We start from the raw sequence: 20,420 nt of genomic DNA on the forward strand, positions 1-20,420 counted from the left end.
CGAGCCGCCTGGTGCAGGATGGGTCCAGCCGCCAGCGCCTGGCCCGCGCCCCTCCGGCGGACCGCGTGAGATCGTGATTGGAGACCCACACCGATGACCCTTTGGAGCGTCGACGCCCGCACCGGCGACCCCCGCGGCGAGTTCGCCGAGTCATCCGCTGATCAGGTCGATCTGGCTTGCCGTACCGCCGAGGCGACCCGGCGGGCGCTGGACGAGGCGGGCCCGCGCGGACGCGCGGAGCTGCTGGAGGCGATCGCCGCCGAACTGGAGACGGCCAGGGACGCGCTCGTCGCCGCCTCCGACGCCGAAACCGCGCTCGGCGTGCCGCGGCTGACGGGCGAGGTGGGCCGGGCCGCCGGGCAGTTCCGGCTGTTCGCCGAGGCGTTGCGCGAGGGGTCCTTCCTGGACGTGCGCGTCGACCTGCCCGCCCCCTCGGCGACGCCGCCGCGCCCCGACCTGCGCCGGATGAACGTGCCCGTCGGCGTGGTGGCCGTGTTCTCCGCGAGTAATTTCCCGCTCGCCTTCAGCGTCAGCGGGGGCGACACCGCGAGCGCCCTCGCCGCCGGCTGCCCGGTCGTGGTCAAGGCCCACCCGCTGCACCCCGAGACCTCGGAGCTCGCCTTGGCGGCACTGCGCGCCGGAGCGCGCAAGGCCGGCCTGCCCGCGGACGTCGTCCAGCTCGTCCACGGCCAGGACGCCGGGATCGCCCTGGTCCGCCACCCGCTCGTGAAGGCCGTGGGCTTCACCGGGTCGGTCCCCGGAGGCCGCCACCTGCACGACGTGGCGAAGTCGCGGCCCGAGCCGATCCCCTTCTACGGCGAGCTGGGCAGCCTCAACCCGCTGGTCGTCACGCCGGGTGCGGCGCAGGCGCGCGGCGCCGAGATCGCCTCCGGTCTGGCCGCGTCCGCGACGCTCGGCTCCGGACAGTTCTGCACCAAGCCGGGCCTCGTCCTCGCCCCCGCCACGGACGCGGGTCGCGCGCTGGTCGAGGCGCTGGCCGCGCACTTCACCGAGACCGGGCCGCAGGTGCTGCTCGGCGACAACATCCGCCGCGGGTTCGCGTCGGGGGCGGACGCCCGCTCCGCGCTGCCCGGCGTCACCGTCGCCGCCACGGGCAAGCCCGGGGACGACCGGCAGGTGGCCGCGCGCCTGCTGACCGCCCCCGCCACGCTGCTCTCCGACGGGAACGCCGCCGAGCTGCTCCTTGAGGAGTGCTTCGGCCCGCTGACCGTCGTGCTGACGTACCAGGACGAGGACGAGCTGGTGGCGGCGCTGTCGGCCACGCCCGGCAACCTGACCGCCACCCTGCACAGCGAGCCCGGCGAGGAGGAGCGGGCGACGCGGCTGCTGTCGGTCCTGCGTGACCGCGCCGGTCGGCTCATCTTCAATGGGTACCCCACCGGCGTCGCGGTGTCCTGGGCTCAGCAGCACGGCGGGCCGTACCCCTCGTCCACCGAACCGGCCACGACCTCGGTGGGTCAGGCGGCGATCTTCCGCTTCCTCAGGCCGGTGGCCTACCAGGACACTCCCCAGGCCCTGCTGCCCGAGGCGCTGCGCGACGACAACCCGCTGCGGGTGCCCCGCCACTTGGACGGCGTCCTGGACCTGCCGCGCTGATCTCCAACGGTGAACTCTTGACCTCATCAAGAGTTGACCCTATAAAGAGAACGTGCGTGACGAGACGTCCGAGGACAGGTTCTTCCGCGAGCTGGGCGGCGCCTGCTCTGAGCTGAGACAGGCGTTCGCCCGGCATGTGGGGATGAGTGCGCACCGAGTGCAGTTGCTCGTTCGGCTGTGGCGTGAGGGCGAGACCAGCCACAGCGACCTGCGCCAGGCGCTGGGCCTCGACGGTGCGAGCATCACCCGGCTGGTCAAGGAACTGGAGAGCGAAGGACTGGCCGGCCGCCGCCTCGATCCGGCGGACAACCGCTACACCCTGGCCGCGCTGACTCCTGCCGGCGAACAGGCCGCCGCAGATCTGGAGCGATCACACCAGGCGTACCAAGAACGGCTGCTGGACGGCGTCGCCACACAAGAGCAGGAGACCGTGCTACGCGTCCTGCGGCACGTCCGCGCGAACATCACCGGGCAGGAGACCCATGACCAATGACGTGCGGGCGGCGGCCCAACGGATGTACGCGGCGTTCAACGCCCACGACCATGACGCCGCCCAAAACATCTTCACGGCCGACTTCTACAGCCACCCCTTGGGCACCACCGGGCCGGACAGCGTCGTCCATGCCTGGCGGCGGCTCCACGAGACCTTCCCCGAGGCCCACGTCACCGTCGAGGACATGGTCGTCGAAGGGGACACGGCCGCCGTCCGCACGCGCGTGCACGGCGTTCCCGGACAGCAGTCGCCCATGATGCTGGAGTTCTTCCGCGTGCGCGACGGACGCATCTCCGAGCTGTGGGGCCTGTCCTCCCTGCAGCGCTCCTGAAGGCCTGCTCCCTACGGCCGCCTGCGGCGCGTTTCGCGATCTCGGTTGCTGGGATTTCGCCGGAAGGCGTCAGCTGACCAGGGAGAGCCACCGGTCGTGGGCCCCTCCGAAGGGGCCGTCACCGCGCCGTACCGCGTCCATCAGCCAGGCGGCCGACCGCTCCGCCTGGCCGATGATCTCCGCCGGATAGCCGTACAGCACCTGGTGCTCGGCGAACTCGTCCTCATCGTCGAGATGCAGGCGGCCGTCCTGGAAGCGCAGCACGTCGAGATCCAGATCGACCATGGTCACCTCGCCGTCGCGCCACTCGGGCACGGTGGTGACATCGCAGTAGATCGCCGTCTTGTGGTCGGCGGGGTTGAACGTGGCCGTCCACCACGCCTGGTGGGGGAACAGGATCACGAACGGCCGCTCCCATACGACCGGAGGCTCCTCGCCCCTGCGGCCGCTGGTCCCGGCCGGGCACCCCACCCACACGCCGAACTCGTCGTCTCCGAGCAGGCGCGCCCGATGGTTCCAGTGCAGCGACCCGCCGTACTTGCGGTATACGACCCTGACCTGATCCGCCTCGGCCGTCACGCGGCCCCTTCCTCCCGTACGTCGATGATCGCTCCGAACGTACGCGCCGGCGCACCGGTCGCACAAGGCGAGGAGCACCGGGCACACACGGTCCCCGGTGCTCCTTTCGCTATACCTCGACCACCACGGGGATGATCATCGGGCGGCGGCGGTAGGTGTCGCTCACCCACCGGCCGACCGTGCGACGAACCGCGCGGCGGATCTGCTGCACGTCCGCGACCCCGTCGGCCGCCGCCTCCTGAAGGGCGGCCTCGATCTGCGGGATGACCCCGTCGAGCGCGTCCGGATCGATGCCGGAACCGCGAGCGGTGATCTCGGGGCCTCCGGTCAGCTTGCCGGTCGTCGAGTCGACCACCACGACGACGGAGATGAAGCCCTCGTCGCCGAGGATGCGGCGGTCCTTGAGCGCGATGTCCGTGATGTCGCCGACCGACGTCCCATCGACGAACACGTAGCCGCAGGCGACCGCCCCCGTGATCCGCGCCTGACCGTCGACGAGGTCGACCACCACGCCGTCGTCGGCGATGACGATGTTCTCGTCGGGCACGCCGGTCAGCCGCGCGAGCTGGGCGTGCGCCCGCAGGTGCCGCCACTCGCCGTGTACCGGCATGAAGTTCGACGGCTTGGTGAGGTTCAGCACGTACAACAGCTCACCGGCCGCCGCGTGGCCGGACACGTGGACGCGGGCGTTGCCCTTGTGCACGACTCGGGCACCCCAGCGGCTCAGGCCGTTGATGACCTTGTTGACCGCCGTCTCGTTGCCCGGGACCAGCGAGGACGCCAGCAGGACCGTGTCGCCGGCGGCGATCCGGATGGGGTGGTCGCGGTTGGCCATGCGCGACAGCGCGGCCATCGGCTCCCCCTGGGACCCGGTGCAGATCAGCACCACGTCCTCCGGCCGCCGCTCCTCGATCTCGCGGGAGTCGACCAGCAGCCCGGCGGGCACGTTGAGGTAGCCGAGGTCGCGGGCCACCCCCATGTTGCGGACCATGGACCGGCCGATCAGCGCCACCTTGCGCCCGTGCTTCTCCGCCGCGTCCATGACCTGCTGCACGCGGTGGATGTGCGAGGCGAAGCTGGCCACGATGATCCGCTTCTCGGCGGTGCGGAAGACGCCGTCGATGACCGGGGCGATGTCCCGCTCGCTGGTGACGAAGCCGGGCACTTCCGCGTTCGTCGAGTCCGACATCAGGAGGTCGACGCCCTCGGCCCCGAGCCGGGCGAACCCGCCGAGGTCGGTCAGCCGCCCGTCCATCGGAAGCTGGTCCATCTTGAAGTCGCCGGTGTGCAGCACGATGCCGGCCGGCGTCCTGACCGCGACCGCGAGGGCGTCCGGGATCGAGTGGTTGACCGCGAAGAACTCGCACTCGAACGGCCCGAACCGGCGCCGCTCCCCCTCGACGACCTCGACCTTGACCGGCTGCATCCGGTGTTCGGTGAGCTTGCTCTCGATCAGGCCCAGGGTCAGCCGCGACCCGACCAGCGGCAGGTCCCGACGCTCCCGCAGGAGGTACGGCACCGCGCCGATGTGGTCCTCGTGGGCATGGGTCAGGACGACCGCCTCGATGTCATCCAGTCGGTCGCGGATGTAGTCGAAGTCGGGCAGGATCAGGTCGATGCCCGGCTGCTCGGGGTCGGGGAAGAGCACCCCGCAGTCCACCACGAGCAGACGGCCGTCGAACTCGAAGACCGCCATGTTGCGGCCGATTTCCCCGAGACCGCCAAGCGCGACGATGCGCAGGCCGCCCGCGGGCAGCGGCGGCGGAGGCCCGAGTTCAGGATGCGGATGGCTCATGCGAACTCCTCGATCCGCCCACCGCGGGTTCCGATCGCTCCCCCGTTCACCGGTTCTCCCCGCCGGTCGGCTGGATCCCCCGGAGATCGCGACCGTTATGTCTGGTGATGCGCTTGCTCATTCGTCTCCATCATTACTAGCTATCTGCAAGCTTCAGGCCGCCCGCGACGAGGTCCACGCGCAGCATCGCGATCTGTTCCTCGGTCGCGTCGACGAGCGGCAACCGCATGTAACCGGCGTCCTGGCCGATCAGCCGCAGCGCGGCCTTGGACATGATCGCCCCCTGGGTCCGCGTCATGATGCCCGCGACCACGGGCAGCAGCCTGCGGTGCACCTCCAGGGCGCCGGCGACGTCCCCGGACCGGTAGCGCTCGACCATCGAGGCGAGGTCCGCGCCCACCACGTGACCCACCACGCTGACGAACCCGGCGGCGCCCACGGACAGCCACGCCAGGTTCACCAGGTCGTCCCCGGAGTAGAACACCAGGTCGGTGGCCGTCATGACCTGCGAGCCCGCGAACAGGTCGCTCTTGGCGTCCTTCACGGCGACGATCCGGGGATGCTGGGCCAGCCGGATGAGCGTCTCGGTCGCGATGGGCACCCCCGTCCGGCCGGGAATGTCATAAAGCATCACTGGAAGACCAGTAGCGTCAGCCACAGCGGTGAAATGACGATAAAGGCCCTCTTGCGGCGGTTTATTGTAATAGGGAGTCACCACCAACAGACCATGCGCTCCGGCGCGCTCGGCGACCCGGGCGAGCTCCACGCTGTGATGCGTGTCGTTGCTGCCGGCCCCTGCCACGACCGTGGCCCGGTCGCCCACTGCCTCGACCACCGCGCGGAGGATGCGCTCCTTCTCGTCGTCGGTGGTGGTGGGGGACTCTCCGGTCGTGCCGCTCACGACGAGTCCGTCGTTGCGCTGCTCGTCGACCAGATAGGCGGCAAGACGCTGGACACCCTCATAGTCGACGGCTCCGTCCTTGGCGAACGGGGTGACCATCGCGGTCAGCATGCGACCGAAGGGGGCGTCAGAGGTTCCAGTTGGCGATGCCATAGACCGAACGCTACCCGGATCCTCGGAATCGGTGGACCTCGCCACCCCGTTACCCGGACGGCCCCGTACGGACCGGGTCAGGACGGGATGGAAAGAGGCCGCTGATATGTGCTCGGGGGTACACAGATCAGCGGCCTCTACTCCAAGAATCGCCGCGTCTTACGATCGCGTTACACGTAACGGACGAGAATTTTTCAAAACTCACGGCTGATGACGTTTTCCCAGGTCACGGGCGCCCCGGCCAGGTCTCGGCCAGGTCACGGCCATCTCTCCTGCCGTACCCCGCGCGCGGCACCAGCCGCAGCTCGCCCCGACCGGGCGCCGGCGCTGGCGTGGGCCACCGCACTGTCACCGGGCCTCACCGAGCAGCAGCATGAGCCAAAGGGCCTCCATCTTGGCCGTGACGAGCCGATCGCTCTCGTGGATCCGCGCCCCGTCGGGTCCACGTACTATCCGGCGCATGAACAGCAGACCGCCGGAGTGGCACAACTCATAGATCGTCGCCTTGCATTCGCACGTATGCCGACGAACCCGGACGCGGTCGCTCCGCTGACACGGGGCGAGCCAGCGGATCTTCTCGTGCCCCCTTTGCGCCGGGGCCACGTGAACGCCGTGATACGGCTCGGGAATCGGGTTTTCCGGAACGGCCGTGGGGGGCGTCTCCATCTCCGGCGCACCTTTCACCATCTGATCCGTAAAGTTGGAGTCACAGACAGGGACCATTACTCTGGGTTGTCCATCGGATACGCCAAGATTGGGCGACCGCATCAAAGCCCACCCCCAGGGATGGATGATGGCCAATTCCGATCCGGTCTACCTGCGCGTTGTCGAGGACATTCGACGTCAGATCGTCGATGGCACTCTGCCGCCGGGTGCACCGATCCCCTCACGTCACCAGATCACGCGGAAATACGGCGTCGGCGAGACCGCGGCCCGGCACGCGTTGCGCGTGCTCGCGCACGAGGGTCTCATCGTCGGCCGCGTCGGCTCCGGCCACCGCGTCCGAGAGAAACCGATATTGCTCCCCCTCTACCGAAGCCGCCTCCCCGACACCCTGGCCACGCTGCCGTCGGAGATTCACGGCGGCGGCTATCGCCCCACCTGGAGCTGGCGCAGCGAGCTTTCGGAGGCCCCTCCGGAAATCGCCCAGCGCCTGCGGCTCGGGCAGGGCAGCCAGGTGACCAAGGTCTTTCACGTGGTTCGCGGCGACGGGCGACCGATCCAGCTCGCCACCTCCTACGAGCTGCTGGAGTTCAGCCTGGGGCAGTCCCCCGACGAGGGCACGACGGAGCGCAAGAGTGTTCTGGAACGCCTGGCGATCTCCGGGACGAAGATCACCGAGATCAGCGAGAGCGTTCACGTCAGGGTCCCCCAGCCGACCGAGAGCGACCTGCTCGAACTCCCGGCCGGGGTCCAGGTAATGCACGTCGAGCGCACCCACTGGACCGGCGACCGCCCGGTCGAGACCAGTGACATCGTCGTCCCGGGCGACAGGTTCCGCCTGGTCTACGGGATCCCGGTCCAGCTCTGACTGTCGGTGGCCGCTGGTAGAACCGATCCGGATTCCCCGTCCGGAGGTGGCGATGCGCGTCAAGGATCTGCCCGTGGCCGACCAGCCCCGAGAGCGCCTGCTCGCCTCGGGCCCGGCCGCACTCGCCGATCGCGAGCTGCTCGCGCTGTTGCTCGGCTCGGGCAGCAAGGGCGCCAACGCCGTCGAGCTGGCCTCGCGGCTCATCGCCCATTGCGGCGACCTGGGAGAGCTGGCCCGGGCCGAAGCCCATCGCCTGCTGGCGGTTCCCGGCGTGGGTCCCGCCAAGGCCGCCCGCGTCGCCGCCGCCTTCCAGCTCGTACGGCGTGCCCAGGCCGAGCCGGAGCGGACCCGCATCACCTGCTCGGGAGACCTGGCCGCCGCCGCGGCACCGCTCCTGCACGGCCAGGCGAGGGAACGCCTGGTCGTGCTGGTCTGCGACACCAGGGGCAACGTCCTGCGGCGGACCCTGGCCAGCGAAGGGGGCAGCGACCACACCCCCGCACCCGTTCGCGACATCATCACCACCGTCCTCGTCTCCGGCGGGGCCGCCTTCGGCCTCGCCCACAACCACCCCAGCGGCTCGCTTGAGCCCAGCCAGGCCGACCTGGAGGTCACCGCACGCCTGCTTGAGGCGGCCGAGACCGTCGGCCTGCGCTTCCTCGACCACGTGATCGTCACCGACACGCGCTGGCGCCGTATCCCCCTTCTCTCCCCTCCCCCTCAAGGCGCACGCGATTGATGATACGTCTAGTCGTATCCTTCCGTCTAATCTAGAGGAATCATTCGGCTGCACCGACATAGCTCAACGGGATGGGTCGACACCGGTCGCCTATGTTGCCGAACGTGCTCGATCATGATGGCGACACCCACCTCTACGTGCAGATCGCCGAGATCATCCGGCAGCAGATCCTGCACGGCGAACTGGCTCCGGGAAACGCGGTCCCAAGCGAGGCGGCGATCCAGAGTCAGTTCGGCGTGGCGCGCACGACGGCCAGGCGGGCCTTCCACATGCTTCGCGAAGAAGGACTCATCTACACGGTTCAAGGCGAGGGCACGTTCGTCGGCTCCCCGGGCGAGGCGCCCCGGGAGGCGCGGAGGACACCGCTCTACCGGCAGATCGCGGATGACGTCATCGAGCGCATCCGCCAAGGAGAGCTCCGCCCGCGCCGCCCAATCCCGAGCGAGACCACCCTCCTGCAGCAGTACGACGTGGCTCGTGAGACCGTGCGCAGAGCCATCGCGCTCCTCCGAGAGGAGAAGTGGGTCTACACGGTCCCGCAGCGCGGCAGCTTCGTCTCCCCCGAGGAGAACTGGCCCAAGGATTAGCCGAACCGATCAACTACTTGTATCGATACGTCTAGTCTTGAAGCGTGCTTGACCGAGAGGGACCGATACCTGTCTACAAGCAGGTCGCTGAGATCATCCGTCGGCGCATCGATCACGGTGAGCTGAAGGCAGGCGACGCAGTTCCCAGCGAGGTCGAGCTGGAGGCCGAGTACGGCATCGCCCGCATGACCGCTCGGCGGGTGGCCCGGGAGCTCAGAGAACTCGGCCTCGTGCACACCATCCAGGGTGAGGGAACCTTCGTCGGAGACGACACCGCGCCGCGAAACCACCGCCGCCCCCTGCTCTACCAGCAGATCGCCGAGGAGATCACCGAACGCATCCGGCGTGAGGAACTCAGCCCCAATCGGCCGATCCCCAGCGAGAAGGCCCTCATGCGGCAGCACTCGGTCGCCAAGGCCACCGTCCGGCAGGCCGTCGCGCTTCTCCGCGAGCGGAAGTGGGTCTTCACCGTCCCCTACCGGGGCACGTACGTCTCCCCCCGCGAGGACTGGCCCCAGGACTGAGGGCATTTGGGACGTTTTTCTGCGGTTTGGCGGGTAGTGACCGGATGCGGGCGGCCTGTCCTGGCCGCGCCGTGATCGTCCGACAAGAGGTCCAGGGGGGATCTCATGGTGAGACGGATTGTCCTTCTGCTGGCAATCGTGATCAGCGCGCTGGTGGCAGGGGCCACCGGCGCGTTCGCGCAACCGAGCCCCAGTCCCACCGGCGCTCACAGTCCGAGCCCGAGCCCCGGCGTCAGCGAACAGGACCAGATGTTCCTCATCAAGGCCCACCAGGGCAACCTGGCGGAGATCCGGGCGGGAAGGCTGGCGCAGCAAAAGGGGCACACGTCGGCGGTACGCGACCTGGGAACGAGGCTGATCAAGGATCACACCAGGCTCGACACGAAGCTCCGGCAGGTGGCCAAGGACGTCGGCGTCCAACTGCCCCATGAGCCGAGCAAGCAGCAGCAGGCCCAGCTCAAGGAAGTCAGCGGCCTGAGCGGCGCCAACTTCGACCACGCCTGGGTCCAGTCGCAGCTGACCACCCACCGCCAGGTCCTGACCCTCATCAACAAGCAGCTGTCGACCGGCAAGTCTGAGCAGGTCAAGAAGACGGCCCAGGAGGCTAAGCCCGTCATCCAGGAGCACCTGACGCTGCTCAGGAAGGCGGCGGCCACCACGACTCCGCACATGGGCACTCCGACCGCGCACCCCACGCCCACCCACTGAGCGCCCCGTCCGGGCACGCCGGCGAACGCCGGGTCCGGCACAGCCGCCTACGGCGCTCCTCCGCTTCCGAGGTCGCCCTCAGGGAGTCCGCTCCCCGCACGGACGACCTCGGAAGCGCACGTCTGGAGAACCGCGGATCAGAACATCCGGGATGATCGGTGCACAGCGCCGGCTGTGTACGGTCGCTCAGGTCCGGCCCGGGCGCCTCGCCCCAAATCCGCGGCTCACCTGGGTGACCGCCACGCACACCAGTACGGCGAGAGCCGCCGCGACCGTCGCCCAGCCGAACCGTTCGCCCATCAGGAGCCAGGCCCACAGCAGCGTCAGCAGCGGCTGCGCGAGCTGGACCTGCCCGGCGCGAGCGATCCCGCCCATGGCGAGACCCGCGTACCAGGGGATGAATCCGAGGAACATCGAGACCAGGCCGACGTAGGCCAGCCCGCCCAGCGAGACGGCGTCCGGACTCGGGTCGGTCGTGAACGCGAGCACGACGGTGACAGGCACAGTGACCGGAGCGGCCACAACCAGCGAGTACGAGATGACGCGCCAGCCAGGGGTCTCCCTGGCCAACCGCCCTCCCTCGGTATAACCGGCGGCGGCTCCGACCAGGGCGAGCACCAGGAGCAGGTCCGCCACGGCGAAACGGCCGCCGCCGCGGGTGAGGACGAAGACCGTGATGGAGATCGCCCCGCCGGCGCAGGCGATCCAGAACAGCGGCCGCGGCCGCTCCCCCGCGCGTAGCACCGCACCCACCGCCGTCGCCGCGGGAAGCAGGCCGGTCACGACGGCCGCGTGGGCCGTGCTCGCCCCGCCGTGCAAAGCCAGGGCGCTGAACAACGGGAAGCCGAAGACGACGCCCACGGCGATCACGAGGTACGACCGCAGGTGCCGCCTCGGCGGCAGCAGCGGCGCGCCCGCCAGGGCCAGGCAGGTGACGGCCGCCAGGGTGGCGAGACCGGCGCGCGCGAACGTGAGGAGGTACGGGTCGAACCCCCGCATCCCGAAGACGGTGCCGGGGAACGAGCCGGAGAACGACACAACGCCGACCAAGGCGAGCACGGTGCCCAACCAGGCGCTCCGCCGAGCGGCGGCTCCCGCGCGGCCCGCCGCTACTGACGCCGCCTCGATAGCGCTATCGTTATCTCTCATGAATGACGATAGCAGTATCGTCCGTTTGGCGGCGATCCTGCGCGACGAGACGGAGCGCGCGCGGCCGGGCGATCGGCTGCCGTCCAGCCGGGAGCTGATGCGGCGGCACGGCGTCAGCCCGGTGACCGTCTCCCGCGCCATCGCGCAGCTCAGCGCGGAGGGCCGGGTCGTGACCATGCCGGGCAGCGGAGCGTTCGTGGCCCCGGCGCGCGGGCGCGCGGCCGAGGCCCTCGACCTCTCCTGGCAGACCGTGGCGCTCGACGACCGCATGGTCGACGACTCCGCCGTCTCCGGGCTCCTCGCCCGGCCGGCCGACGGAGTGATCCCGTTGACCGGCGGATATCTGTCTCCCGACCTCCGGCCGCTTTCGGCCCTGTCCGCCGCGGCCGCCCGTGCCGTACGACGGCCGGAGTCGTGGTCGCTGCCTCCCCTCAACGGCGACCCGGGGCTCCGGCGATGGTTCGCGAGCGAGGCGGGCGGCACGGCCACGCCGGACGACGTCCTCGTGGTCAGCGGCGGCCAGGCCGGGCTCACCCACGCCCTGCGCGCGCTGGCCGCTCCGGGCAGGCCCGTCCTCGTGGAGACCCCCACGTACCCGGGGGCGCTGGCGGCGGCCAAGGCTGCCGGGCTACGTGCGACCGCCGTGCCGGTCGACCAGGACGGCGTACGGCCCGACCTGCTGGCCGAGGCGTTCGCCGTCACCGGGGCACGGGTCTTCCTCTGCCAGCCCACGCTGCACAACCCCACCGGCGCGACTCTCCCCCTCGAACGCAGGGAGCAGGTGCTCGCGGTCGCGCGGGCGGCGGGTGCGTTCGTCATCGAGGACGACTACGCCCGCTATCTCGGGGCCGACCCGATCCCACCCTCGCTCGGCTCGATGGACGCGAACGGCACGGTCGTCCACATCATCTCGCTGAGCAAGATCTCGGCGCCGAGCATGCGGGTGGCGGGGGTCATCGCCCGCGGCCCGGCGGCGCACCGCCTGCGGGCGAGCCAGGTGGTCGAGTCGTTCTTCGTCGCGCGGCCGCTGCAGGAGGCGGCGCTGGAGTTCGTCAGCTCACCGGCGTGGCGGCGTCATCTCGCCGCCGTACGACAGGAGATCCTGGTGCGGCAGGGGGCGCTGCTCTCCGGTCTGGCCCGGTACGTGCCGCAGGCCGAGGTCGAACTCCGGCCTCAGGGAGGGTTCCACGTCTGGGTGCGCCTCCCCCAGGGCACGGACGAGGCGGCGGTCGTCGAGGCCGCGCAGCGCAAGGGGGTGCTGGTCAGCCCCGGCCGCATCTACTACCCGTCAGAACCTCCCGGACCGCGCATCAGACTCACTCACATCGCCTCGTCGAGCCTCGCGGAGCTGGACGAGGGCGTGCGCCGCCTGGGCGCCGTGTTCCAGGACACACGCTGATCGAACGGAAGCGCCCCCGGCGGGCGAACGCCGCCAGGCCGCCCGCGTCGACCGGCACGGCGTTTCTGCAACCGCACGTCATCGCCTCGGGCGGCGCTGAGTCCGGTCGGCATTCGGAACACAGCCGCCCGGGCCGGGGACAGTGCGGTCATTTCCCCGTCTGCGCCTCCCATACAGTGGTCGCAGGAGGGGATCACGCAGATGACAGGCCCCGCGGAGCTGCTTCGCGATTTCGTGAACACCTACGACGTCGAGTCGGACGTCGACGATCTCGCGTCACCGGCCGAGCTGACCGTATGGCTACAGGAACGCGACCTGATCCAGGACACGGACCGCGCGGCGGACGACGACCTCGTCCTCGCCGTCCGGCTGCGTGAGGGCCTCCGTGAAGCGCTGCGCCGAAACCACGACGCGACGCCGTACGAGATCGGCGCGGGACTGGAAGCGGCCCTGGCGACGTTCCCGCTGCGGGTGACGCTGGTGGGAGGCGTGCCCACTCTGGAGCCGGCGGCGTACGTCCCGCGCGGTGGTCCGGGATCATCGGGAACGCTCGGGCCGTCCGGCGCGCCAGGCGATGCCGACACAGGGCGTGCCGCCGGCACGCGGGGAACGGCCGGTCTCTCGGAAATGCCCGGCTCCCACGACTCGGCCACCTCCACTACGCCGGGTCCCTCCGGCGCTCCGGCGGTCTCCTCGGAGGGTGGGGTGAGCGCGGGCCTCTCCCGGATCGCCGCCGCGATCCCCGCCGCCCACGCCGAGGGGATGTGGCCCCGACTGAAGGTGTGCGCGGAGAGCACGTGTCAGTGGGCCTTCATAGACTCTTCCAAGAACCGCTCCCGATCCTGGTGTTCCATGCGGGTGTGTGGAAACCGCACAAAAACTCGGGCATATCGGGCACGACGCCAGGCGGACGGTTCGTCTCGCATCTCCTGACCAGTACGGTGATACATGTACAGAGAGGAGCCGGCCGCATGGGTGTTAGATCTGCCCGTCTGGAAGACGTCGACGCGGTGACGAGCACCCAGATCAGGGCGTGGAAGTGCGGATATCGCGACTTCCTCCCTCCCGGCCCGCTGGAGCAGATGACCGGCCCCGCCGCCGAGAAGATGTGGCGGCGACAGTGGGACGAGGCGATCCTCTCACCACCCACCCCGCGCCACCGCGTTCTCGTCGCGGTCGAGCGGGTGGTGCCCGACACTGACGCGTTCGCGGCGCTCGGTCCCGGCGGCATCCTGGCCAGCGCGGCGTCCCGGGCGTCCGATCGGGTCGTGGGGCTCGCCTCGCACGGCCCCGCCGAGGATCCCGACCTGCGCCCGTCGGAGACCGCCGAGTTGCTCACCCTCCTCGTCGACCCGAACCACATCCGCCGCGGACACGGCAGTCGCCTGCTCAATGCCACGGTGGACCACCTGCGCGAGGACGGCTACAGCAGCGTCGTCACCTGGGTGTTCGCCGACAACCACCCGATGCTCGGCTTCCTTGAGTCGGCGGGGTGGGGCGAGGACGAGGCGGAGCGCGTGCTCGACATGGGCCGCCCCATCAGGATGATCCGTCTCGGCACCGACATCAGCTGACCTGCCCCAGCGTGAGCAGGATCCCCGTCGGTTCTCCGGCCCTCGTGGACGTGTCGTGTCCGTCGGTACGTCCTACCCTGAGCCGTTGCACGACGGGACGCCCGCGGATGGTCGTGGCCGTGCGCGGGCTTCCACTCTCCGGTGATCTCACAAAGGTATAAACGTGGCCACACCAGCTCAATGGGTCGCGGGCGCGCGTCCCCGTACCCTTCCCGCAGCCGTCGTTCCGGTCGCCGTCGGCACCGGCGTAGCGGTCGCCGAGGGCGGAGCCGTCTGGTGGCGGGCACTCCTCGCCCTCTTCGTGGCGCTGGCCCTGCAGGTCGGCGTGAACTACGCCAACGACTACAGCGACGGCGTCCGGGGCACCGACAAGGACCGGGTCGGCCCGATGCGCCTCGTCGGGTCCGGCGCGGCCGCTCCCAAGGAGGTGCTGGCGGCGGCGCTGGGCTGCTTCCTCGCGGCCGCGATCGCCGGCCTGGCACTCGTGGTGGCCACCCGCGCCTGGTGGCTGCTGCTGGTCGGTCTCCTCTCGATCCTGGCGGCCTGGTTCTACACCGGAGGTTCCCGCCCGTACGGCTACCGCGCCATGGGCGAAATCTCGGTCTTCGTGTTCTTCGGCCTCGTCGCGGTCGCCGGGACGACATACGTCCAGTTGGAGCGGCTGCCCTGGCTGGCCCTGGCCGCCGCCGTCCCGGTGGGCCTGCTCGCCTGCGCCCTCCTCGTCGTCAACAACCTGCGCGACATCGTGACGGACGGCCCTTCGGGCAAGCGGACACTCGCCGTCGTCCTCGGCGACGGGCGGACCCGCCTACTTTACGCGGCCGCGCTGATCGTGCCCTTCCTGATCGCGCTCGGCGTCGTCCCCGACCGCCCGTTCGCCGCGATCGCCGTGCTCGCGCTCCCGCTGGCCATCACACCGGTGCAGACGGTGCGCTCAGGGGCGACCGGGCCCGCGCTCATCGCGACGCTGCAGCAGACGGGGCGCCTCCAGCTCGCCTTCGGCGCCCTGTTCACCCTCGGCCTGGCCCTCTGACCAAGAGGCGCCGGCGAGGGCCGAAACCAAAGGGCAATCTGACGGCGGAGCCGTCAGGCACGTGTACGGGGCGCTCTGGCGCCCCGTACACATATCGGCCTTCGCTAGTTCACGGATGTGACGCCTCGGGCACGACCGTCGGCCATCCCCCTGATGAGTGAGACGATCTCATCGATCCGGGAATCCATCGCATCGAAGCGAGAGTCCATCCGATCGAAGCGAGAGTCCATCCGGTCGAGACGAGAATCCATCCCGTCGAAGCGGGAATCCATCCGATCGAGACGAGAATCCATCGCATCGAAGCGAGAGTCCATCCGATCGAGCCTGGCGTCGATATGGGTGAAGCTGGAGTCCACCGCGTCGAACCGGGCGTCGACGGAGTCGAAGCGGACCGAGACCTCCTGACGGAACTCCGTCATGTCGTCGCGTACGGCCTGGATCATGCGCGTGTTGGCGGCCTGAGCCTGCCGCACATCGGCGCGCACCCGTTCGACCTTGTTGTCCACCATGCCGATGATGATCTTCATGGACTGCATGTCGAGTTCCAGTGCGGTGACCCGCTCCTCGAAACCAATGCCAGTCATGCCTCTCCCCTGGGCGGTCGGTTAGGGCCACCGGGCGGCGACCCATGGGACAGCCTTCCTGAAGGCGGAAGTGGGGTGGCGGGCCGAAGCTCGTTCGGTGGATAAGCGGCTGCCTGTGGATGAGGTTTATAGGTCGAGGAGGTTCTCCAGACCGACCGTGAGCCCCGGAAGATCACGTACCCGGCGCACACCGAGGAGCACGCCCGGGGTGAACGACGACCGGTTCATGGTGTCATGCCGGATGGTGAGGATCTCTCCGTCACCGCCGAGCAGCACCTCCTGGTGGGCGATCAGACCGGCCAGGCGGACGGCGTGGACGTGTACGCCGTCCACGTCGGCACCGCGGGCCCCCTGCAGCTCGGAGGTGGTCGCGTCCGGGGAGGGGCCGACGCCCGCCTTCCTGCGGGCCTCCGCCACCAGCTCCGCCGTACGGCGCGCCGTCCCCGAGGGGGCGTCCGCCTTGTTCGGGTGGTGCAGCTCGACGATCTCCACCGAGTCGAAGTACTTGGCGGCCTGCTGGGCGAAGTGCATCATCAGCACGGCGGCGATACCGAAGTTCGGGGCGATCAACGCGTTCGTCCCCGGGTTGGCCGTGAGCAGGGCACGCACCGTGTCCAGTCGCTCGGGGGTCCAGCCCGTAGTCCCGATCACCGGATGGATGCCGTGCGTGACGCACCACTCGACGTTGTTCATCACCACGTCGGGATGCGTGAAGTCGACCACCACCTCGGCGCCGGCCAGCGCCTCCAGCGGATCGTCCTTGTCGACGGCCGCCACCAGCTCCAGGTCGTCGGCCGCGTGTACGGCCTTGCAGACTTCCACGCCGACGCGGCCACGCGCGCCGAGAACACCCACCTTAATCACGGGCCAAGGCTATACCCGGACGTCACGACCGCCCCTCACGCTCTCACCTGCAGCATGCGCGGCGCCGGCAGGTGAAAGACCCTGGACATGCGAAGGGCCCGGACCACCACGATCCGGGCCCCTCTCACGGGTTCAGGCGATCGCCCCGCTGAAGTCCTTGTCGGCGTACGGCCCGATGACGGCGAGCGTCAGCGGCCGGGTGAGGATGTCCTGCGCCACGGCGCTGACGTCCTCGGGCGTGACCGCCTCGATCCGGGCGAGAACCTCGTCCACGGACATGAGCTCTTCGTAGACGAGCTCGCTCTTGCCGATCCGGGACATACGGGAACCGGTGTCCTCCAGGCCGAGGACCAGCCCGCCACGCATCTGTCCCTTGCCGCGGGTGATCTCCTCGGCGGTGATGCCCTCGGCGAGGATCCGGGACAGCTCGTCCCGGCAGATCTTCAGAACGTCGTCGATCTTCGAGGGGAGGCAGCCGACGTAGATGCCGAACTGGCCCGTGTCGGCGTACTGCGAGGTGTAGCTGTACGCGCTGTAGGCCAGTCCGCGTTTCTCACGGATCTCCTGGAACAACCGGGACGACATGCCGCCGCCCAGCGCCGCGTTCAGCACGCCGAGGGCGAACCTGCGGTCGTCGCCGCGGGAGACGCCGGTGGTGCCCAGCACGAGGTTGGCCTGCTCGGTGGGCCGGTCGACGACCCGGACGCCGGACCGCTGCTCGACGCCGGGGCCGTCGAGGCGCGGAGGCGCGGGCGGCGCGATCTGGGCCAGGGCGCCGGCGCGCTCGTACGCCGCGGCGACCAGTTCGACCACGCGCTCGTGGTTCACGTTGCCCGCCACGGAGACGACCGTCAGCGGGGGAAGGTAGTAGCGCTGGTAGTACTCGTGGATCCGATCGCGGCTGAGCGCGTTGATCGACTCCTCGTTGCCCAGAATGGGCCGGCCGATCGGCGTGTCGCCGTACAGCTCGGCGGAGAACTGCTCGTGCACGACGTCCGACGGGTCGTCGTCGTGCATCGCGATCTCCTCCAGGATCACGCCGCGCTCGGACTCCACGTCCTCGGGGGTGATGAGGGAAGAGGTGACGACGTCGGCCAGGACGTCGATCGCCAGGGGGAGGTCCTCGTCGAGCACCCGCGCGTAGTAGCAGGTGTACTCCTTGGCGGTGAACGCGTTGATCTCACCGCCGATGCCCTCGATGGACGCCGAGATCTCCATGGCGTCCCTCGTGGACGTGCCCTTGAAGAGCAGGTGCTCGAGGAAGTGGGTGGCCCCCATGTGCTCGGGGGCCTCATCACGGGAACCGATGCCGACCCACATGCCGACGGCGACACTGCGCACCGTCGGCATGGTCTCGGTCACCACTCGCAGACCGCCGGGAAGGACGGTGCGGCGGATGACCCCCGCACCGTCCTTGCCGGGATAGAGGATGGTGGTCGTCACGAGTTGCGGTCGTCCCGTCCGCCGCGGGTGCGCCGACGCGGACGCTCGGAGCGCTCCTCCTGCTGCTGCGGCGCCTCGGCGGGCTCGGCCGCCTCATCGCCGCCCGCGGCCTTCTCCGCGGCCTCCTTCTCGACGACCTCGACCGGGACGAGCGACAGCTTGCCGCGCGAGTCGATCTCGGCGATCTCCACCTGGATCTTCTCGCCGACGTTCATGACGTCCTCGACGTTCTCGATGCGCTTGCCGCCGTGCAGCTTGCGGATCTGCGAGACGTGCAGCAGGCCGTCCTTGCCGGGCAGCAGCGAGATGAACGCCCCGAAAGCGGCGATCTTCACGACCGTGCCCAGGTAGCGCTCGCCGACCTCGGGCATGTGCGGGTTCGCGATGCCGTTGATCAGCGACCGGGCGGCCTCGGCGGACGGACCGTCGGTGGCGCCGATGTAGATCGTGCCGTCGTCCTCGATGGTGATCTCGGCGCCGGTGTCGTCCTGGATCTGGTTGATCATCTTACCCTTGGGCCCGATGACCTCGCCGATCTTGTCGACCGGGACCTTGATCGTGATGATGCGCGGCGCCGTCGGGTTCATCTCCGCCGGAGAGTCGATGGCCTCCTGCATCACGTCCAGGATCGCCAGGCGAGCCGCCTTGGCCTGCTTCAGCGCCGCGGCCAGGACCGACGCCGGGATGCCGTCGAGCTTGGTGTCGAGCTGCAGCGCGGTGATGAGGTCCTTGGTGCCGGCGACCTTGAAGTCCATGTCGCCCATGGCGTCCTCGGCGCCGAGGATGTCGGTCAGGGTGACGTACTGGTCACCCTCGCCGATCAGGCCCATGGCGATGCCGGCGACCATCTCCTTGAGCGGCACACCGGAGTCGAGGAGCGACATCGTCGAGGCGCAGACCGAGCCCATCGAGGTCGAGCCGTTCGACCCGAGAGCCTCCGACACCTGGCGGATCGCGTACGGGAACTCCTCGCGGCTCGGCAGCACGGGGATCAGCGCCCGCTCGGCGAGCGCGCCGTGGCCGATCTCGCGCCGCTTCGGCGAGCCGACGCGGCCCGTCTCACCGGTGGAGTACGGCGGGAAGTTGTAGTTGTGCATGTACCGCTTGGTGCGCTCCGGGTTGAGCGTGTCGATCATCTGCTCCATGCGCAGCATGTTGAGCGTGGTGATGCCCAGGATCTGGGTCTCACCGCGCTCGAACAGAGCCGAGCCGTGGACCCGCGGCACGACGTGGACCTCGGCGTTGAGCTGCCGGATGTCCTTGGTGCCACGCCCGTCGATGCGGATGCCCTCGGTCATCACCCGCTCGCGCATGAGCTTCTTGGTCAGCGACCGGAACGCGGCGGCGACCTCCTTCTCACGCCCCTCGAAGTCGGCGAGCAGCTTCTCGGCGGCGAGGGCCTTGACCCGGTCGATCTCGGTCTCGCGTTCCTGCTTGCCGGCGATCGTCAGCGCGGCGGCGAGCTCGCTGCGCACCGCGGCGGTGACCGCCTCCAGGACGTCGTCCTGGTAGTCGAGGAAGATCGGGTACTCGGCGGTCTCCTTCGCGGCGACCTTGGCCAGCCGCGACTGCGCCTCGCACAGGACCTTGATGAACGGCTTGGCCGCCTCCAGACCCTGGGCCACGGTCTCCTCGGTCGGCGCGGCGTCGCCCTCGGCGACCAGCTTCAGCGTGTCGCGCGTGGACTCGGCCTCGACCATCATGATCGCGACGTCGCCGTCCTGCAGGACCCGGCCGGCCACCACCATGTCGAAGGTGGCGCCCTCCAGCTCGGAGTGCGTCGGGAAGGCCACCCACTGGCCGTTGATCAGCGCGACGCGGACGCCGCCGATCGGGCCGGAGAACGGCAGCCCCGCAAGCTGCGTCGACAGGCTCGCCGCGTTGATCGCGACCACGTCGTACAGGTGGTCCGGGTGCAGCGACATGACGGTCGCCACGACCTGGATCTCGTTGCGCAGGCCCTTGACGAACGACGGGCGCAGCGGCCGGTCGATCAGGCGGCAGGTGAGGATCGCGTCCTCGGACGGCCGCCCTTCCCGGCGGAAGAACGAGCCGGGGATGCGGCCCGCGGCGTACATCCGCTCCTCGACGTCGACGGTGAGCGGGAAGAAGTCCAAGTTCTCCTTCGGATGCTTGGACGCGGTGGTGGCGGAAAGGACAGTCGTCTCCTCGTCCAGGTAGACGACGGCGCTTCCGGCCGCCTGGCGCGCGAGCCTGCCGGTCTCGAACCGGATGGTACGCGTGCCGAACGAGCCGTTGTCGATAACGGCATCTGTGCTGTGGACACCCTCCACGGGGGACCTCCTTCTCGGGTCGGTCTCCCCCACGTCCGTGTGCTGCGGTCAAGGCAGCCTGACCGGCCTACCCCTTCCTTTGCCGGCTCCCCGTCAGGTGCAGTGCCGGTCTTCGATCGAAG

The 20,420-nt window shown here is 69.7% G+C and carries 21 protein-coding genes; 12 read left to right on the forward strand and 9 right to left on the reverse strand.

Going from position 1 to position 20,420, the window contains the following annotated elements:
* Positions 1-93 precede the first annotated feature (93 nt).
* From ACQP1V_RS35300 to ACQP1V_RS35310, 3 genes are read left to right on the forward strand one after another with little or no spacing between them, the layout of a single operon-like run.
* On the forward strand, positions 94-1,617 hold the full coding sequence (locus ACQP1V_RS35300; RefSeq protein WP_433414756.1) for an aldehyde dehydrogenase (NADP(+)): 1,524 nt from the start codon (positions 94-96) through the stop codon (positions 1,615-1,617).
* A gap of 52 nt (positions 1,618-1,669) precedes the next feature.
* Positions 1,670-2,110 carry a MarR family winged helix-turn-helix transcriptional regulator gene (locus ACQP1V_RS35305; protein WP_433414758.1) on the forward strand — a complete coding sequence of 147 codons (441 nt, stop codon included), beginning with the start codon at positions 1,670-1,672 and terminating at the stop codon, positions 2,108-2,110.
* Positions 2,100-2,441, forward strand: a complete 342-nt coding sequence (locus ACQP1V_RS35310) for an ester cyclase (RefSeq protein WP_387413568.1) — start codon at positions 2,100-2,102, stop codon at positions 2,439-2,441. The genes ACQP1V_RS35305 and ACQP1V_RS35310 overlap by 11 nt, the downstream gene beginning before the upstream one ends.
* A gap of 69 nt (positions 2,442-2,510) precedes the next feature.
* Here ACQP1V_RS35310 and ACQP1V_RS35315 read toward each other — a convergent pair whose 3' ends face one another.
* The 4 genes from ACQP1V_RS35315 to ACQP1V_RS35330 all read right to left on the reverse strand — a co-directional run bounded on the left by ACQP1V_RS35315 (position 2,511) and on the right by ACQP1V_RS35330 (position 6,535).
* Positions 2,511-3,020, reverse strand: a complete 510-nt coding sequence (locus ACQP1V_RS35315) for a DUF402 domain-containing protein (RefSeq protein WP_387413566.1) — start codon at positions 3,018-3,020, stop codon at positions 2,511-2,513.
* Between the two features lie 109 nt (positions 3,021-3,129).
* Positions 3,130-4,815 (reverse strand): ribonuclease J, encoded by a 1,686-nt coding sequence (locus ACQP1V_RS35320; protein WP_433414761.1) that lies wholly within the window; start codon positions 4,813-4,815, stop codon positions 3,130-3,132.
* A 136-nt stretch (positions 4,816-4,951) separates the two neighbouring features.
* Positions 4,952-5,869 (reverse strand): 4-hydroxy-tetrahydrodipicolinate synthase, encoded by a 918-nt coding sequence (gene dapA / locus ACQP1V_RS35325; RefSeq protein WP_387413562.1) that lies wholly within the window; start codon positions 5,867-5,869, stop codon positions 4,952-4,954.
* A 348-nt stretch (positions 5,870-6,217) separates the two neighbouring features.
* The gene (locus tag ACQP1V_RS35330; protein WP_433414763.1) at positions 6,218-6,535 is read right to left on the reverse strand and encodes a hypothetical protein; all 318 of its coding nucleotides are present in this window, start codon (positions 6,533-6,535) and stop codon (positions 6,218-6,220) included.
* Positions 6,536-6,662: 127 nt separating this feature from the next.
* Between ACQP1V_RS35330 and ACQP1V_RS35335 the strand changes: the two genes are divergently transcribed.
* The 5 genes from ACQP1V_RS35335 (at position 6,663) to ACQP1V_RS35355 (ending at position 9,958) form a co-directional block, all read left to right on the forward strand.
* Positions 6,663-7,400, forward strand: a complete 738-nt coding sequence (locus tag ACQP1V_RS35335; RefSeq protein WP_387413561.1) for a GntR family transcriptional regulator — start codon at positions 6,663-6,665, stop codon at positions 7,398-7,400.
* A gap of 52 nt (positions 7,401-7,452) precedes the next feature.
* Positions 7,453-8,139 (forward strand): RadC family protein, encoded by a 687-nt coding sequence (gene radC, locus ACQP1V_RS35340; RefSeq protein WP_067132829.1) that lies wholly within the window; start codon positions 7,453-7,455, stop codon positions 8,137-8,139.
* Positions 8,140-8,243: 104 nt separating this feature from the next.
* Entirely contained in the window at positions 8,244-8,726 is a 483-nt protein-coding gene (locus ACQP1V_RS35345) for a GntR family transcriptional regulator (protein ID WP_387413559.1), read from the forward strand.
* Positions 8,727-8,770: 44 nt separating this feature from the next.
* Entirely contained in the window at positions 8,771-9,250 is a 480-nt protein-coding gene (locus ACQP1V_RS35350; RefSeq protein WP_433218028.1) for a GntR family transcriptional regulator, read from the forward strand.
* Between the two features lie 105 nt (positions 9,251-9,355).
* Positions 9,356-9,958, forward strand: coding sequence for a DUF4142 domain-containing protein (locus tag ACQP1V_RS35355; protein WP_433414766.1), 603 nt, complete (start codon positions 9,356-9,358; stop codon positions 9,956-9,958).
* Positions 9,959-10,144: 186 nt separating this feature from the next.
* Here the strand turns inward: ACQP1V_RS35355 and ACQP1V_RS35360 are convergent, their stop codons facing one another.
* Positions 10,145-11,017 (reverse strand): DMT family transporter, encoded by an 873-nt coding sequence (locus tag ACQP1V_RS35360; RefSeq protein ID WP_433426064.1) that lies wholly within the window; start codon positions 11,015-11,017, stop codon positions 10,145-10,147.
* 88 nt (positions 11,018-11,105) lie between these two features.
* On the opposite strand from ACQP1V_RS35360, the gene ACQP1V_RS35365 reads away from it, so the two are divergent.
* From ACQP1V_RS35365 to ACQP1V_RS35380, 4 genes are all read left to right on the forward strand, one after another.
* Complete coding sequence (locus ACQP1V_RS35365) at positions 11,106-12,506, forward strand: PLP-dependent aminotransferase family protein (RefSeq protein WP_433414768.1); 1,401 nt, start codon at positions 11,106-11,108, stop codon at positions 12,504-12,506.
* 201 nt (positions 12,507-12,707) lie between these two features.
* Complete coding sequence (locus ACQP1V_RS35370; RefSeq protein ID WP_433414770.1) at positions 12,708-13,439, forward strand: CGNR zinc finger domain-containing protein; 732 nt, start codon at positions 12,708-12,710, stop codon at positions 13,437-13,439.
* A 38-nt stretch (positions 13,440-13,477) separates the two neighbouring features.
* Entirely contained in the window at positions 13,478-14,080 is a 603-nt protein-coding gene (locus tag ACQP1V_RS35375) for a GNAT family N-acetyltransferase (protein WP_387413550.1), read from the forward strand.
* 163 nt (positions 14,081-14,243) lie between these two features.
* On the forward strand, positions 14,244-15,113 hold the full coding sequence (locus tag ACQP1V_RS35380) for a 1,4-dihydroxy-2-naphthoate polyprenyltransferase (RefSeq protein ID WP_433218040.1): 870 nt from the start codon (positions 14,244-14,246) through the stop codon (positions 15,111-15,113).
* Positions 15,114-15,217: 104 nt separating this feature from the next.
* Here ACQP1V_RS35380 and ACQP1V_RS35385 read toward each other — a convergent pair whose 3' ends face one another.
* The 4 genes from ACQP1V_RS35385 to ACQP1V_RS35400 form a co-directional block, all read right to left on the reverse strand.
* Positions 15,218-15,697, reverse strand: coding sequence for a hypothetical protein (locus tag ACQP1V_RS35385; protein ID WP_433414772.1), 480 nt, complete (start codon positions 15,695-15,697; stop codon positions 15,218-15,220).
* 126 nt (positions 15,698-15,823) lie between these two features.
* Entirely contained in the window at positions 15,824-16,561 is a 738-nt protein-coding gene (dapB, locus tag ACQP1V_RS35390; RefSeq protein WP_433414774.1) for a 4-hydroxy-tetrahydrodipicolinate reductase, read from the reverse strand.
* 132 nt (positions 16,562-16,693) lie between these two features.
* Positions 16,694-18,004 (reverse strand): M16 family metallopeptidase, encoded by a 1,311-nt coding sequence (locus tag ACQP1V_RS35395; RefSeq protein ID WP_433414776.1) that lies wholly within the window; start codon positions 18,002-18,004, stop codon positions 16,694-16,696.
* Complete coding sequence (locus ACQP1V_RS35400) at positions 18,001-20,298, reverse strand: polyribonucleotide nucleotidyltransferase (RefSeq protein WP_433414778.1); 2,298 nt, start codon at positions 20,296-20,298, stop codon at positions 18,001-18,003. Before ACQP1V_RS35400 ends, ACQP1V_RS35395 begins: the two co-directional genes overlap by 4 nt.
* Between the last annotated feature and the right edge of the window lie 122 nt (positions 20,299-20,420).

The sequence above is a fragment of the Microtetraspora malaysiensis genome, assembly GCF_050947145.1.
Taxonomy (GTDB): Bacteria; Actinomycetota; Actinomycetes; order Streptosporangiales; family Streptosporangiaceae; genus Microtetraspora_A; species Microtetraspora_A malaysiensis.

Excerpts from the sequence above, each read along its gene's own strand:
- ACQP1V_RS35300 (WP_433414756.1), top strand. The coding sequence starts at position 94 with ATGACCCTTTGGAGCGTCGACGCCCGCACCGGCGACCCCCGCGGCGAG.
- ACQP1V_RS35365 (WP_433414768.1), top strand. The coding sequence starts at position 11,106 with ATGAATGACGATAGCAGTATCGTCCGTTTGGCGGCGATCCTGCGCGAC.
- ACQP1V_RS35335 (WP_387413561.1), top strand. The coding sequence starts at position 6,663 with ATGGCCAATTCCGATCCGGTCTACCTGCGCGTTGTCGAGGACATTCGA.
- ACQP1V_RS35310 (WP_387413568.1), top strand. The coding sequence starts at position 2,100 with ATGACCAATGACGTGCGGGCGGCGGCCCAACGGATGTACGCGGCGTTC.
- radC (WP_067132829.1), top strand. The coding sequence starts at position 7,453 with ATGCGCGTCAAGGATCTGCCCGTGGCCGACCAGCCCCGAGAGCGCCTG.
- ACQP1V_RS35355 (WP_433414766.1), top strand. The coding sequence starts at position 9,356 with ATGGTGAGACGGATTGTCCTTCTGCTGGCAATCGTGATCAGCGCGCTG.
- dapA (WP_387413562.1), bottom strand. The coding sequence starts at position 5,869 with ATGGCATCGCCAACTGGAACCTCTGACGCCCCCTTCGGTCGCATGCTG.
- ACQP1V_RS35370 (WP_433414770.1), top strand. The coding sequence starts at position 12,708 with ATGACAGGCCCCGCGGAGCTGCTTCGCGATTTCGTGAACACCTACGAC.
- ACQP1V_RS35320 (WP_433414761.1), bottom strand. The coding sequence starts at position 4,815 with ATGAGCCATCCGCATCCTGAACTCGGGCCTCCGCCGCCGCTGCCCGCG.
- ACQP1V_RS35385 (WP_433414772.1), bottom strand. The coding sequence starts at position 15,697 with ATGACTGGCATTGGTTTCGAGGAGCGGGTCACCGCACTGGAACTCGAC.
- ACQP1V_RS35375 (WP_387413550.1), top strand. The coding sequence starts at position 13,478 with ATGGGTGTTAGATCTGCCCGTCTGGAAGACGTCGACGCGGTGACGAGC.
- ACQP1V_RS35330 (WP_433414763.1), bottom strand. The coding sequence starts at position 6,535 with ATGGAGACGCCCCCCACGGCCGTTCCGGAAAACCCGATTCCCGAGCCG.